This is a genomic window from Marinobacter sp. M3C (genome assembly GCF_023311895.1).
Taxonomy (GTDB): Bacteria; Pseudomonadota; Gammaproteobacteria; order Pseudomonadales; family Oleiphilaceae; genus Marinobacter.
The window spans coordinates 4,522,540-4,535,915 of record NZ_CP092284.1 but is presented as its reverse complement, the minus strand read 5'-3'; the positions used below and the strand labels follow the sequence as shown (position 1 = coordinate 4,535,915).

Sequence of the window (13,376 nt, the reverse complement as noted above, 5' to 3'; positions counted from 1 at the left end):
GTTTAAATCAAACGACAGGAATTCATCCTTTCCATGAAAAGAATGCTTATAAATGCAACTCATCCCGAAGAGTTGCGCGTCGCCCTGGTTGACGGCCAGCGTCTGTTTGACCTCGATATCGAATCCAGCTCGCGCGAGCAAAAAAAGGCCAATATCTACAAGGGTAAAATTACCCGCGTAGAGCCCAGCCTGGAAGCCGCATTTGTGGATTTTGGTGCTGATCGTCACGGTTTCCTGCCGCTAAAAGAAATTTCCAAGGAATACTTCAAAAAATCTCCCGGCCAGATCGAAGGCAAGGTCAACATCAAAGATGTGATCGCCGAAGGCCAGGAAGTGATTGTTCAGGTAGACAAAGAAGAACGCGGCAACAAAGGCGCAGCGCTGACCACCTATATTTCGTTGGCCGGCCGCTACTTGGTGCTGATGCCCAACAACGCCCGTGCCGGTGGCATTTCCCGCCGCATTGAAGGCGAAGAGCGGGCCCAACTAAAAGAAGCCATGAACCAGGTTCAGGTACCCAAGTCTATGGGTATTATTGTTCGCACCGCGGGCATTGGCCGCAACAGCGAAGAACTGCAATGGGACCTCGACTACCTGGTTCAGTTCTGGGAAGCCATTACACAAGCTGCTGGCGAGCGTAAAGCACCCTTCCTGATCCATCAGGAAAGCAACGTGATTATCCGCGCCGTGCGCGATTACCTGCGCCAAGACATCGGCGAAGTGCTGATTGACGCCGCCGCCGTGCACGAAGACGTGCTGAATTTTGTGCGCGCCGTTATGCCTACCTTTGAAAACAAAATTAAACTGTACAGCGACGAAATCCCGCTGTTCAGCCGCTACCAAATCGAAGGCCAAATCGAAACCGCCTTCCAGCGTGAAGTAAAACTGCCGTCTGGCGGATCTATCGTGATTGACCCGACCGAAGCGCTGGTGTCTATCGACATCAACTCCTCGCGGGCCACGAAAGGCCACGACATAGAAGAAACGGCGCTGCAAACCAACCTGGAAGCCGCTGAAGAAATCGGCCGCCAGCTACGTCTGCGGGATATGGGCGGCTTGATTGTTATCGACTTCATCGATATGACCCCGGCCCGTAACCAGCGCGAAGTAGAAAACAAAATGCGCGAAGCCCTGGAAATCGACCGCGCCCGCGTGCAGGTCGGCAAGATTTCCCGCTTTGGCTTGCTGGAAATGTCGCGTCAGCGTCTGCGTCCGTCACTGGGTGAAACCCGCAGCGAAGTCTGCCCGCGCTGTGAAGGCCAGGGCACCATTCGTGGTATCGAATCCCTTGCGCTCAGCATCATGCGCCTGATTTACGAAGAGTCTTCCAAAGACAAAACCGGCGAAGTACGTGCCGTTGTGCCGGTATCCGTGGCTACCTTCCTGCTGAACGAAAAGCGCAAGCAGCTGGCGACAATTGAAGCCAACCAGGAAGTGTCGATTGTTATCGTGCCGGTTCCGCAAATGGAAACCCCGCACTTTGAAATCATCCGCATGCGCGACGACGAAGCCGGCTCCGAACACGTAGCCAGCCATCAGGTGGCTCATGAGTACATCGAGCGCGAAGAAGAAGTCGCTGACGTAACCGTGCAAGAAAAACCCGTACGCGAACAGGCCGCCGTAAAATCTGTGCGCCCCGCCTCGCCCGCGCCTGCGGCGACACCGGCAGCAGCACCCGCCAAAGTCGCAGCCGAGCAAGCCCGTGACGAAGGCATGTTCAGCCGTTTGGGCCGTAAAGTTGCGCGCTTCTTCAACGGTGAAGAAGAAAGCCAGTCTGTTGCTGACAGCAGCCGCAACGCCAAACCGGCAAGCAGCGAGGACCGCTCCAGGCAGCGCCCCACGTCAAACCGTAATGATCGCCAGGACCGCCGCAAGACCCGCGTCGCCCGTGACGACCAGCAAGACAGCCGAAGCAATGGTGAACGCAGTAGCAGCTCCAGCTCCAGCAATCGCAACGACGATAACCGCAGCCGCAGCAACCGCGGACGCGCTCGCAATGAAGGTCGCAGCGAAGAGAAAACCAACGCGGGCAGCCAGAACAGCAATGCTCAAAACAGCAGCGCCCAGAGCAGCAATTCGCAGAGCAGCAGCGCCCAGAGCAATAATGTACAGAACGGCAACGCCCAAAGCAGCGGCAACGACACGCGCCGCGATGGTCGCCGTGACAATCAGAATCGTAGCCGCTCCAATCGCGATTCAAGTCGTGACACAAGCCGCGATGGCAATAAGCCAAACGCTGAACAGGCGGATCAGAAGCCGGCTATAGAGCAGAAATCTGCAGAACTTCGCAGCTCAAGCCCTAGCCCTAGCTATAACGACCAGAACGATGCGCAAAGCCCCGCAGTCGCAGGCAAAGCCGGTGGTGACGAAAAACGCCGCAGCAAGCCTCGCCGCAGCCGTGGCCGTGATGGCTCACCGGCGGAGAAACCGGTATCAAACCCGGCTGAGCGCAAGGCAGCTCGCAGTGAAATTCATCAGCAAGACACGCAGCCGGAAACCCGTGACGCCGAAGAACGCGCCAAAGCGAAGGCCAAGGCCGCTGAGAAGCCCGCAGATGCTCAGGTACAGCCTGCAGCCACTGCAAAGCCGGCCAAGCAAGCAGCGCCGCAGGTTGCACAAAACCCGGCCGATGCATCACCTGAAACAACCAACGAGCAGCCTGTTGCAGCCAAGGCAGTGGAAAAAGCGCCAGAGCCAGAGGTAAGCAAACCCGCTGCGCCTGCATCCGAAGCACCTGTTGAGACAGCCCCGGAAAGTGCAACTGTTTCTGCTGCCAAGACTGCACCTTCCCGGATAGATGCCTACAACGGCGGCACCCGAAAGGCTGCAAACAAGGTCGAAAATACCGAGGCACCAGAGATAGACCGCCCGGACACAGATAGCGCACCGGTCGAAGCTGTCGAGGCTGAAGCTCCCAAAGCTGAGACTCATACCGCCGAGGCCACGCCGACCGACGCAGAGGACGAGAGCGCAGATAGGCCAACCAAGCCAATCCGCAAGCGCACCCCTGCCCGCAAAGCCAAAGCGTCGAAAACAGAGACCGGAAGTGAGCAAGAGCCGCAGCCTGCAAACACTGGCGCCAGCGACGACAATGCAGCGGAAGCCGACGTTGCTGTAGAGCAGCCAGCAGCACAGGTAGCCGACGCAGCATCCGAAACCCCGGCAGCACCAGTAGCACCAGGCCGGGCTTATAACGACCCACGTGAAGTACGTAAGCGCCAGCGTGCAGCAGACGCTGCCCAAAATGGCGGGAGCGAGTAACTATGCTGAACGACGCTGACATTGAAGCCCTGGAAGAAATTCTGTTTGCAGAGCCCTGGGGTGAAGACGCAGTAGACTTCTTCGGCTTCCACGGTTTGGTGTGTGCCAGCGTTGTGGGACCGGTAGATTTCTCGGTAGACGAGTTGTTTCTGCTGGCCACAGGCGTTGACGCCCTTCCTGGCGGCAAGGTGCCAGACGTGTTCAGTCGCTGTGTGCAGCAACTGAGCGGTGCCATGGCCAACGCTCTGGATATGGGCCTGGCCTTGGAACTGCCCGAGCCCGAAGACGATGACCCCATGAACGCACTGGAAAACTGGTGCGCCGGATTCATCGAAACCTTTATGGAGCGGGAAGACGCCTGGATGGAAGCCGCCAGCGAAGAAGAAGTGGGCGATTTGATTCTGCCCATGCTGGCGCTGTCGGGCTTATTCGAAGATGAAGACTTCCAGAACGTGCGCGACAGCGAAACCCTGTCGACACAGATGGCAGAAGCGATTCCCGATTCGCTCACCGACCTGTACTTGCTGTTCCACGCGCCGGACTGATTTGGCGCGTTAAGCTATTGCGTTAGCGCGCCCACGCTTATAAAAAGCGGGGCAGCAGAATTAAAGCGCGATGGGTTGCTTGAAATGATGCCAGACGGGTGAAAGCCCTTCTGGCATTTTTTGTATGCGTCCCAGCTCTGCCCAAGGCGCCTTAGGCGTATGAAAGTCACTGCCCTGAGATGCCCACAATCCCTCGCTTTGGCAAAGCTGCGCCAGAAAGTTCACATCAGACGCCGTTTGGCCCGGACTGCACACCTCCATACCGCGGCCACCGGCACGGCGAAAATCCGCCACCAGGGCCCGCAGTTTGGTCGCGCTCAAGTCGTACTTACGCGGGTGCGCCAGCACCGCTATACCGCCAGCGTCGTTTACCCAGCGCACCACTTCTTCCAGCTCCGGCCAATACGCCCTTACATCTCCCGGCTTGCCTGCGCCCAAGTGACGCTTGAAGGCCTGTGCGATATTCTTTACCACACCGGCGTCCACCAACGCCTGGGCAAAATGTGGGCGCCCTGGCACATCGCCACCGGCGTGTTTGGTCGCGTGTTCTAGCAGATTATCAACCTTCAACCTGGCCAGACGCTCTACAATCACGCCGGCACGGGCGTGGCGATTGGCATTCTGCCCCTGCAATCGCGCAAGAAACTGGGGATCATCTTCGGCAAAGTCCAGGCCCACAATATGAATGGTATGGCTTCTCCAGGCGCAAGACAGTTCAACGCCGGAAATCAGCTCAATATTGTAATCCTGAGCGGCAAGGCGCGCCGACCCTAAGCCGTTAAGGGTATCGTGATCGGTCAATGCCAGATGGCTAACGCCCTTCTCATGCGCCCGGGCCAGCAACTCAGCGGGGCTTAGAGCGCCGTCTGAGGCAGTACTATGGCAATGCAGGTCGATACACAACGGTGATTGTTGCGGTATAGTCGCGTCATGCTGCTGAGTTGGCTGTTGCTGCATAATGGTCACAAGCATTCCTGATTACGGGCAAGGGTAAAAAACGAAAAGCGACCCACTATAACAGCCATCACCGATACGACCGAGCTTAAACACCGAATCTAAACGCCGAACCTAAAACGAAGAGCGCCCCTTTATGTACTACGCTATTATCAGTGAAGACATCAATGACAGCCTGGCACTTCGCCAAAGCGCCCGCCCGGCTCACCTCGAGCGTTTGCAGGCACTGGCCAATGAAGGCCGCTTATTGGTCGCTGGCCCGCACCCGGCCATAGACACCAATGACCCAGGCGATGCCGGCTTCAGTGGCAGCTTGGTAATAGCCGAATTTGAATCACTTGAACAAGCGCAAAGCTGGGCAGACGCAGACCCTTACGTCAGCGCCGGGGTTTACCAGCAGGTAAAGGTCAAACCGTTCAAACGGGTATTGCCCTAGTGCTCTGCAATAAATGTCGGATAAACGTCACCATGAGCGTTTGGTAATGAATACGCGCTTGATCGACAAAGCCAGTGTGCCAAAATTACGTTCTTATCCATTTTTTGTTCAAACAGAAACTTTCAGGAACCCCGCCCAGTGACCCCTTTTCGTCTGCTTGTTGTCCTCGTTTTTGTGTTCTCGTCCATTGCCGCGGCCCAGGCCAGAACGGTGTGGGTAGACGACAAAATCTACCTGCCGGTGCGCTCTGGCGCAGGCAGCCAGTTCCGGATCATTGAGAACGCCGTTCCCAGTGGCACCGCAATGGAGCTGTTGGAATCCGACCAAAATGGCTACAGCAAAGTACGCACCACCAAAGGCACCGAGGGCTGGGTGTCCAGCCAGTATCTGAGCTCGACACCGATTGCCGCAACACAGCTTAAAAAGGCGCGTCAGGATCTGGAAACCGCACAGGCGGAAGTGCGCCAGATGCAGGACGTACTGGCAAACGTGACCGGTGAACGCGACAGCCTGCAAAATTCTGAAAGCAGCCTGGCTGACCGCTCGTCCGAACTTATGGCTGAACTCAAACGTATCAAGGATATCGCTGCCAACTCGATTAATCTTGAGCGCCGCAATGGCGAGTTGTTAGAAGAAAATCAGAAAATCCGTAATGAACTGGAAGTACTGACCGCTGAAAACGAACGCATGGAAGCCGGTAAAGAATCAGATTTCATGCTGCTCGGCGCCGGCTTGGTGCTGGGCGGTGTGTTGTTGGCACTGCTGATACCGATGCTAAAACCCACCCGTAAAAGCGACAACTGGGCCTGACTGCTATGAGGGAATATTCAGAAAAGCGTGATTTTCATCGAATGCAGGTGAACACGGATATTGAAATTATAGACAGTAACGGCAATACCTTTGCCGGCGTGTGCCGTGATCTAAGCGCTTCGGGAATGCAGATTCTGGTCGCTCAGAAAATGGCTGTAGGCTCTGAGCTGCGCACCACCCTGCACCCCACAAGCGACAAGTTTCCGCCATTGGAAACCCTGTGCGAGGTGCTGCGCTGCGAGCCCGAAGGTGATGGTTTTTTGTTGGGTGTGAACATTGCCGAGGTGACTGACTAGCAATACACGGAACCGATAGAGAGGGGACAGGCTTGAAGTCTGCCCCCCGTCAGAGAGCAAGATAGGGACAGATTTCAAATCTGTCCCTGATTCGTAGTCGGCCAATCAGACCAGCGCTTTTTCCGACACAATAATGCCGTTGTTATCAGCGTACACAAAATGCCCCGGGTGGAAGGTAACGCCACCAAAAGTCACGGCAATGTTCAGGTCGCCAACATCACGTTTTTCAGTTTTGCGCGGGTGGGTTCCCAGCGCTTGCACGCCGAGAGCGGTTTTGGCGATCACGTCGGCGTCACGGATACAGCCATAAATAATCAGCCCCGCCCAACCGTTACTGGCCGCTTTTTCCGCCAGCATATCCCCCAGCAGCGCGTTACGCTTTGACCCACCGCCGTCGACGACCATTACCCGGCCAAGGCCCGGTAAGCCTACCTGCTGCTTCACCACCGAGTTATCTTCAAAACACTTCACGGTAACAATCTCGCCGCCAAAGTTGTCGATGGCGCCAAAATTACGAAACCCCGGTTCAACAACTTGGACTTCTGGAAATTCGTCGCATAGGTCAGGGGTTACAACGGCTATCACGGTTTCGGTGGCCACGCGGCCAACGTCAGACACATTATCAGACATGATTTGTTCACTCCTTTTATCCGTGTGGGGCCGCGCCACCGTATCGTGGTAGAACCAGACACGCCGCCTGCATCGATTGCGGGTACAATGAATGCGATGAAGGCGGCGTCTAGTCATCAGTCTGGCTTCTGATCTGCTAGAAAGAACCAGGTATCCAACACCGAATCCGGGTTTAAAGACACGCTGTCGATGCCCTGCTCCATCAGCCACTTGGCCAAGTCTGGATGATCAGACGGGCCCTGCCCACAAATACCAATGTACTTACCGGCTTTCCGGCAGGCCTGAATGGCGCTCGACAAGAGCACTTTTACCGCGTCGTTACGCTCGTCAAACAGGTGGGCAATAATGCCGGAATCCCGGTCCAGGCCCAAAGTAAGCTGGGTAAGATCGTTAGAACCGATAGAAAAGCCGTCGAAGTGCTCCAGGAACTGGTCCGCCAGCAGCGCGTTACTGGGCAGTTCGCACATCATGATCACCCGCAGGCCATTCTCGCCCCGCTTCAGACCGTTCTCCGCCAGCAACTCCATAACCTGAGCCGCTTCGCCTACGGTGCGTACAAACGGAATCATCACCTCTACGTTGGTGAAGCCCATTTCGTTACGCACCCGCTTCATGGCACGGCATTCCAGCTCGAAACAGTCGCGGAAGGTTTCAGAGATATAGCGCGACGCACCGCGGAACCCCAACATCGGGTTTTCTTCATCCGGCTCGTAAAGCGCGCCGCCAATCAAGTTGGCGTACTCGTTAGACTTAAAGTCTGACATGCGCACAATCACTTTCTTGGGCGCAAACGCCCCTGCCAGGGTCGAAATACCCTCCACCAGCTTGTCAACGTAAAAATCCACCGGCGAGGCGTAACCGGAAATACGTTTGTCGACCGTCTGCTGAATATCCCGCGGCAGAGTGTCGTAGTTCAACAGCGCTTTGGGGTGAACACCAATCATCCGATTGATGATAAATTCCAGACGGGCCAGGCCAACGCCTTCGTTTGGCAGCGCCTGGAAATCAAAGGCGCGGTCCGGGTTGCCCACGTTCATCATAATCTTGAACGGAATATTGGGCATGGATTCTATGGTATTTTCACGCAGCTCAAAGTCCAGCGCACCTTCGTAAATAAACCCGGTGTCGCCTTCAGCGCATGAAACCGTCACTTCCTGACCGTTGTTCAGCAATTCGGTGGCATCGCCACAGCCAACCACCGCAGGAATACCCAGTTCACGGGCAATAATGGCCGCGTGGCAGGTACGGCCGCCACGGTCGGTAACGATGGCGGAGGCGCGCTTCATCACCGGTTCCCAATCCGGGTCGGTCATGTCGGTGACCAGTACATCGCCGTCTTGCACCTTGTCCATTTCATTGATGCTGGTGATGATTTTCACCGGGCCGGCACCAATCTTGTGGCCGATGCTGCGGCCTTCCACCAGCACCTTGCCGGTTTCTTTCAGCAGGTAGCGTTCCATCACGTTGGCAGAAGCGCGGCTTTTTACGGTTTCAGGGCGCGCTTGAACAATGTAAATACGGCCATCGTCGCCGTCTTTGGCCCATTCGATGTCCATCGGACGCTGGTAGTGATTTTCAATAATCATCGCCTGCTTGGCCAGCTCCTCCACTTCCGCATCGGTAATGCAGAAGCGGCCACGTTCGGCGGTATCCACCTTCACGGTTTCCACAAACTCACCCTCGGTCGGGTTTGTGTGATAAATCATTTTGATGGCTTTGCTGCCCAGGTTGCGGCGTAGCACCGCAGGGCGGCCAGCGGTCAGCGTGGACTTGTGCACGTAAAATTCGTCAGGGTTCACTGCGCCCTGCACCACGGTTTCGCCGAGCCCATAAGAGCCGGTGATAAACACCACACCGCGGAAACCGGATTCGGTGTCCAGAGTAAACATAACGCCGCTTGCGGCGGTCTCACTGCGCACCATTTTCTGGATGCCTGCCGACAGGGCAACCAGTTTGTGGTCGAAGCCATGGTGAACACGGTAGGAAATCGCGCGGTCGTTAAACAAAGAGGCAAACACGTCTTTCACCGACGTGCGAATCTTATCCAGACCCACCACGTTCAGGAAGGTTTCCTGCTGGCCCGCAAAAGAGGCGTCTGGCAGGTCTTCCGCGGTGGCAGAGGAGCGCACCGCAACCGCCATTTTAGGGTTGCCGTTCTGTAGCTGTGCGTAGGCTTCAGCTAGTGCATTATCCAGCACTGCGGGGAAAGGCGTATCAATCACCCATCGGCGGATCTTCGCGCCAACGCGGGCCAGTTCGTTAACGTCGTTAACGTCCAGCGCGTCCAGGGTTTCATCAATTTTGTCTTTCAGGCCATCGGTCGCCAGAAACTCACGATAGGCATGAGAGGTCGTCGCGAAACCGCCCGGCACAGTCACGCCCGCATTGGCGAGATTACTGATCATTTCACCGAGGGAAGCGTTCTTACCGCCTACCCGGTCCACATCAGACATTCCCAAGTGTTCAAACCAAATGATGTAATCGTGCAAAGTGCATCTCCCTTGAGTCGGTTTTGCGGAGTGTCGAATGTGGGGTGTCGAATTTGGAGCGTTCAATGTGGTGCGTTTAATTTGGTGCGTTGAATTTGGAATGTATAATACTGGAAATTGTGGCAATTACCTAGGGAACCGCTCCAACATGAAACGCACCGCATTCTTTCTGTCAGACGGAACAGGCCTGACTGCCGAAGGGCTAGGACACGCGCTGCTGGCTCAGTTCGAGAAAATCGACTTTGAACGCATCACCGTTCCTTACATTGATGACGAGAACAAAGCCCACGACATTGTGGAGCGCATCAACCTTGCTGCTGAAAACGACGATGCCCGTCCACTGGTATTCGACACCATTGTAAACAGCGATATCCGCCGAATTGTGTCTACCGCAAACGGCTTTATGGTGGATATATTCGGAACGTTTTTAAACCCGCTGGAACAGGAACTGCAGTCTGCATCTTCCTACACCGTGGGCAAATCACACTCCATTGTGAACGGCGACAATTACGAACGCCGTATAAACGCGGTGAACTTTGCACTGGATAACGACGACGGCGCGCGCATTCGCCATTACGACGAAGCCGACCTGATTCTGGTGGGCGCATCCCGCAGCGGCAAAACACCCACCTGTTTGTATCTGGCCCTGCAATACGGTGTAAAAGCGGCTAACTACCCAATCACCGAAGAGGACCTGACAGACCAGCAGCTACCAAAGGCATTGCGGCCCCACAAACAGAAAGTGTTCGGCCTAACCATCGAGCCGGAACGGCTGGCCACCATTCGCAACGAACGCAAACCAAACTCCCGCTACGCGTCCATCAACCAATGCATGCATGAAATCGAAGAAATAGAGCTGATATACCGCCGTGAGCGCGTACCATTTTTGAACACCACGGCTTACTCGGTGGAAGAAATATCGACCCGCATTATGGTATCGACCGGGCTCAAACGAAATCGCTGAGCCCGGGTTGCTTGTTTGCTAAAACTCGCCTTACAGCTCCTGAATAGCCAGGCCCAACTGCTCTACCAGCGCGCGATTGTCGGCGCTGGTGACCACCGCAATGCTGGCTTTTTCTGGCGCCAGCCAATCTGCAGCCACCCGTTTCAGGTCGTCAATCGTGGTCGCAAGAACCCGCTCGCGGAAACGCCCGCGCTGCTCGGCGCTGCGGCCAAACAATGCACTGTGAAACGCATGGCGCGCTGCGCCGGCCGGCGAGTGGGGTTTGTCTAGCTGGCCGATCACGCCCAGAATAGACTCTTCCAAATCTTGATAGCTGTGATCGGTTTCCACCAACCACTCCAGAGCCTTGTCAAAATCCGCCAGGGTATCGGCCAGGCGCGGGTCGCGGTAAGAGAAGAACTTGAACGTGCCGTTCACGCTGTCCTGCGCTGCACCGCCGCCATAAGCACCGCCTTTCTCGCGGATGGCACGGTGCAAATAACCGTTACGCAAGAATCCGCCCAGCACCGTCAACGCGGCCGCATCCGGGTGATCAACCGCCACCGTGGGATAGGCCTTGGCGCAGAAGTTCACCTGGGTTGAAGTCAGCCAGGCTTCATGAGTGGTGTAATTCACCGGCTCCATGCGCCACGCGCTGTCTGGCGCAGACTCCGCGTTTTGCCACAGGCCTTTCACATCGTCCAGCATCGGCTGCAGTTGCTCGTCTTCACCAATCAACAGGAACTGGCGGCTTTGCTTGCCAACCTTCTGATGCAAATCCGCCAGCTTTTGGCAGAACGCCTTCAGCTCGGACGGCTCTTTCAGGGATTTATCCAATGATTTGGTGCGGCGAATGGCTTCCAGCCCGCCCAGGCGAAAACTCAACCAGGCGCCCGGGCTCATGCCCTGAGCCGCGGCGCTCATGGCCAACGCATGGCCACTGCCAGTAACGGCTTGTTCTCGACGGGCGCGAATCTGGGCGATAATTTCCGCAATGCGGCCGGTTTCATCAAAACGGGCGTTGCTGTAAACGTCTTTCAGCAAACGCGCCAGTGCGTCACTGTTGCGCGCCAGAGCCTTGCCGCTGAACACCAGGTAGCCGGACATATCCTGCACGTTGTCAATCTTGCCCTTGCTGACAAAGCTGGCCGAAATGCCACCGGTCTCTGCGGAGATGCGGTCTTGCATCTGCAGGTAATCCAACTCACCACAGCCCACTTCTGAAATCAGCGCAGTGTAATAAGGCATCAGCGCCAGCTCTTCTTCATCCAACGACGGCAGTGGCAATACCACCTGCTGATACACCAGTCCGTTGGTACCACGGGCATAGACCGTGGCCGACAGATCGCCATCAAAACGACCTTCGGGCTCTGGCATCTGCAGGGGCACATCGGTCAGATCCACCTTTGGCAGAATTGAGTCGTCGTCTTTGCGGGTTTGACGATCTTCCAGCGCCTGGGCGCGCTCTACGATATGTGCGGTTTCGTCGTCGCTCAGCCTGGCCTTGCGCTGCGCCAGGGCCGCACGAATAGACTCGGTACGCAGGCCTTCCAGCTTGTCATCCGGGCGCAGGGTCAAGGTTACCCGGTGCGGGTTGTCCAGCAACTTGCGACGAATCAGGTTCGGCACAAACTGTGGGTCCTGAATTTTCTCCCGCAGACGAGCCAGAACGGGCTCCAGATCCAGCAGATCCACCGGGTCACCGCCGTGCACCATTGGCGAAATGGCGGACATAATCAGCTGCAAACCGTAAGGGAAGCCGTCACCGGAAATTTCGCGCTGGTGCAATTCCAACTGGTGCAAAATCGCTTCCAACCGTTCACTGCTAACGCCGTCTTCAACAACCTTCTTCAGGGTATCTTCAATCAGCTGTTCAAGCGCTTGCTGCTGCGCAGGCTCGCTGCCTTCGATACCGCACACGAAGGTCATTTCACGATTGGAATCTTCCAGCCCGCACAAAGGCGAAGGCGCCTGGCCCAGCTCGGTGGTTTCCAAAGCACGCATCAGCGGTGACGCGCTGTTATCCAGTAGCACCGACGACAACAACTGGCCTTCCAGGTTTTCTTCCAAGTCAAAACTGTGGCCTAACAGCCAGCCCATAACAATGTGGGTTTTGGCTTCCGTTGGTTCGCCTTCGTTAACGGCGTAAGCCTGCTCTACCCGCAGCGGCGCAAACATGCGTTTTTCATCATAAACCGGCAGTTTTACATCCAGCTTGTCAAAACGCTTGAGCACCAGCTCTTCGAAGCGCTCCTGGTGTTCAACGGCAGGAATATTGCCGTAGGTCGCAAAAATCGCGTTGCTGGGGTGGTAATGGTGCTTGTAGAACGCCAACAGGTCGTCATAGGACAAATCGGTAATGTGATCCGGCTCGCCACCGCTGTTGTAATGGTAGGTGGTGGTGGGAAACAGATGGCTAGACAGGTTCTGCCACAGCTGAGACGTGGCCGAACTCATAGCGCCCTTCATCTCGTTGTAAACCACACCGCGGTAGACCAAATCGCTGGTCGGATCTTCCGGCTTGTCGAACTCCAGGCGATGGCCTTCCTGGGCAAAATCCAGTTTATCCAGCTTGGAGAAAAACACCGAATCCAGATACACGTCCAGCAAGTTGTCAAAATCTTTGCGGTTCATGCTGGCGAACGGATAGGCTGTCCAGTCGCTGCTGGTGAACGCATTCATAAAGGTATTCAGCGAACGGCGAATCATCATAAAAAACGGATCGCGCACCGGATAACGCTCGCTGCCGCACAGTGCGGTATGCTCCAGAATGTGAGCCACGCCGGATGAATCCATCGGAAACGTACGCAAGGCCACAAAGAACACGTTTTCGTCATTATCTGCAGCCATGTGCAAATGGCGCGCGCCCGTCTTTATATGGCGATATTCTTCGACATCCAGATTCAGGGTGCCGATGTGGTGGGAACGGATTTTTTCAAACGCCGGGTGCATTGCGTTGTCAGATGTTGCAGCCATTCAAACTGTCCTGTTGTTGACTCTATAGTTGACTCG

10 protein-coding genes are annotated in these 13,376 nt (G+C 55.9%); 6 read left to right on the top strand and 4 right to left on the bottom strand.

Annotation, left to right across the window (positions count from 1 at the left end; genetic code table 11):
* Nucleotides 1-33: 33 nt before the first annotated feature.
* Together rne and MIH18_RS21315 are read left to right on the top strand one after the other, a co-directional pair.
* A complete protein-coding gene (gene rne, locus MIH18_RS21320) occupies nt 34-3,261 on the top strand; it encodes a ribonuclease E (protein ID WP_249013435.1) in 3,228 nt (1,075 codons plus the stop codon).
* Between the two features lie 2 nt (nt 3,262-3,263).
* Entirely contained in the window at nt 3,264-3,806 is a 543-nt protein-coding gene (locus MIH18_RS21315) for a YecA family protein (RefSeq protein WP_249005307.1), read from the top strand.
* A 60-nt stretch (nt 3,807-3,866) separates the two neighbouring features.
* Here MIH18_RS21315 and MIH18_RS21310 read toward each other — a convergent pair whose 3' ends face one another.
* Entirely contained in the window at nt 3,867-4,763 is an 897-nt protein-coding gene (locus tag MIH18_RS21310) for a PHP domain-containing protein (RefSeq protein ID WP_249014660.1), read from the bottom strand.
* A gap of 133 nt (nt 4,764-4,896) precedes the next feature.
* Here MIH18_RS21310 and MIH18_RS21305 point away from each other — a divergent pair, with 133 nt between their 5' ends.
* The 3 genes from MIH18_RS21305 (at nt 4,897) to MIH18_RS21295 (ending at nt 6,302) form a co-directional block, all read left to right on the top strand.
* The gene (locus MIH18_RS21305) at nt 4,897-5,196 is read left to right on the top strand and encodes a YciI family protein (RefSeq protein ID WP_249005309.1); all 300 of its coding nucleotides are present in this window, start codon (nt 4,897-4,899) and stop codon (nt 5,194-5,196) included.
* A 138-nt stretch (nt 5,197-5,334) separates the two neighbouring features.
* Entirely contained in the window at nt 5,335-6,006 is a 672-nt protein-coding gene (locus MIH18_RS21300; RefSeq protein ID WP_249005310.1) for a TIGR04211 family SH3 domain-containing protein, read from the top strand.
* A 5-nt stretch (nt 6,007-6,011) separates the two neighbouring features.
* Complete coding sequence (locus tag MIH18_RS21295; RefSeq protein WP_249005311.1) at nt 6,012-6,302, top strand: PilZ domain-containing protein; 291 nt, start codon at nt 6,012-6,014, stop codon at nt 6,300-6,302.
* 105 nt (nt 6,303-6,407) lie between these two features.
* On the opposite strand, the gene rraA is transcribed toward MIH18_RS21295, so the two are convergent.
* Nucleotides 6,408-6,884: a ribonuclease E activity regulator RraA gene (rraA, locus tag MIH18_RS21290; protein WP_249014659.1), complete on the bottom strand. Its 477-nt coding sequence runs from the start codon at nt 6,882-6,884 to the stop codon at nt 6,408-6,410.
* 164 nt (nt 6,885-7,048) lie between these two features.
* Complete coding sequence (ppsA, locus tag MIH18_RS21285; protein WP_249013434.1) at nt 7,049-9,421, bottom strand: phosphoenolpyruvate synthase; 2,373 nt, start codon at nt 9,419-9,421, stop codon at nt 7,049-7,051.
* Nucleotides 9,422-9,569: 148 nt separating this feature from the next.
* Between ppsA and MIH18_RS21280 the strand changes: the two genes are divergently transcribed.
* Nucleotides 9,570-10,385, top strand: coding sequence for a pyruvate, water dikinase regulatory protein (locus MIH18_RS21280; protein WP_249013433.1), 816 nt, complete (start codon nt 9,570-9,572; stop codon nt 10,383-10,385).
* A gap of 30 nt (nt 10,386-10,415) precedes the next feature.
* On the opposite strand, the gene MIH18_RS21275 is transcribed toward MIH18_RS21280, so the two are convergent.
* Nucleotides 10,416-13,340 (bottom strand): insulinase family protein, encoded by a 2,925-nt coding sequence (locus tag MIH18_RS21275; protein ID WP_249013432.1) that lies wholly within the window; start codon nt 13,338-13,340, stop codon nt 10,416-10,418.
* Nucleotides 13,341-13,376: the final 36 nt, after the last annotated feature.

Excerpts from the sequence above, each read along its gene's own strand:
- MIH18_RS21315 (WP_249005307.1), top strand. The coding sequence starts at position 3,264 with ATGCTGAACGACGCTGACATTGAAGCCCTGGAAGAAATTCTGTTTGCA.
- MIH18_RS21305 (WP_249005309.1), top strand. The coding sequence starts at position 4,897 with ATGTACTACGCTATTATCAGTGAAGACATCAATGACAGCCTGGCACTT.
- MIH18_RS21280 (WP_249013433.1), top strand. The coding sequence starts at position 9,570 with ATGAAACGCACCGCATTCTTTCTGTCAGACGGAACAGGCCTGACTGCC.
- MIH18_RS21275 (WP_249013432.1), bottom strand. The coding sequence starts at position 13,340 with ATGGCTGCAACATCTGACAACGCAATGCACCCGGCGTTTGAAAAAATC.
- rne (WP_249013435.1), top strand. The coding sequence starts at position 34 with ATGAAAAGAATGCTTATAAATGCAACTCATCCCGAAGAGTTGCGCGTC.
- MIH18_RS21310 (WP_249014660.1), bottom strand. The coding sequence starts at position 4,763 with ATGCAGCAACAGCCAACTCAGCAGCATGACGCGACTATACCGCAACAA.
- MIH18_RS21295 (WP_249005311.1), top strand. The coding sequence starts at position 6,012 with ATGAGGGAATATTCAGAAAAGCGTGATTTTCATCGAATGCAGGTGAAC.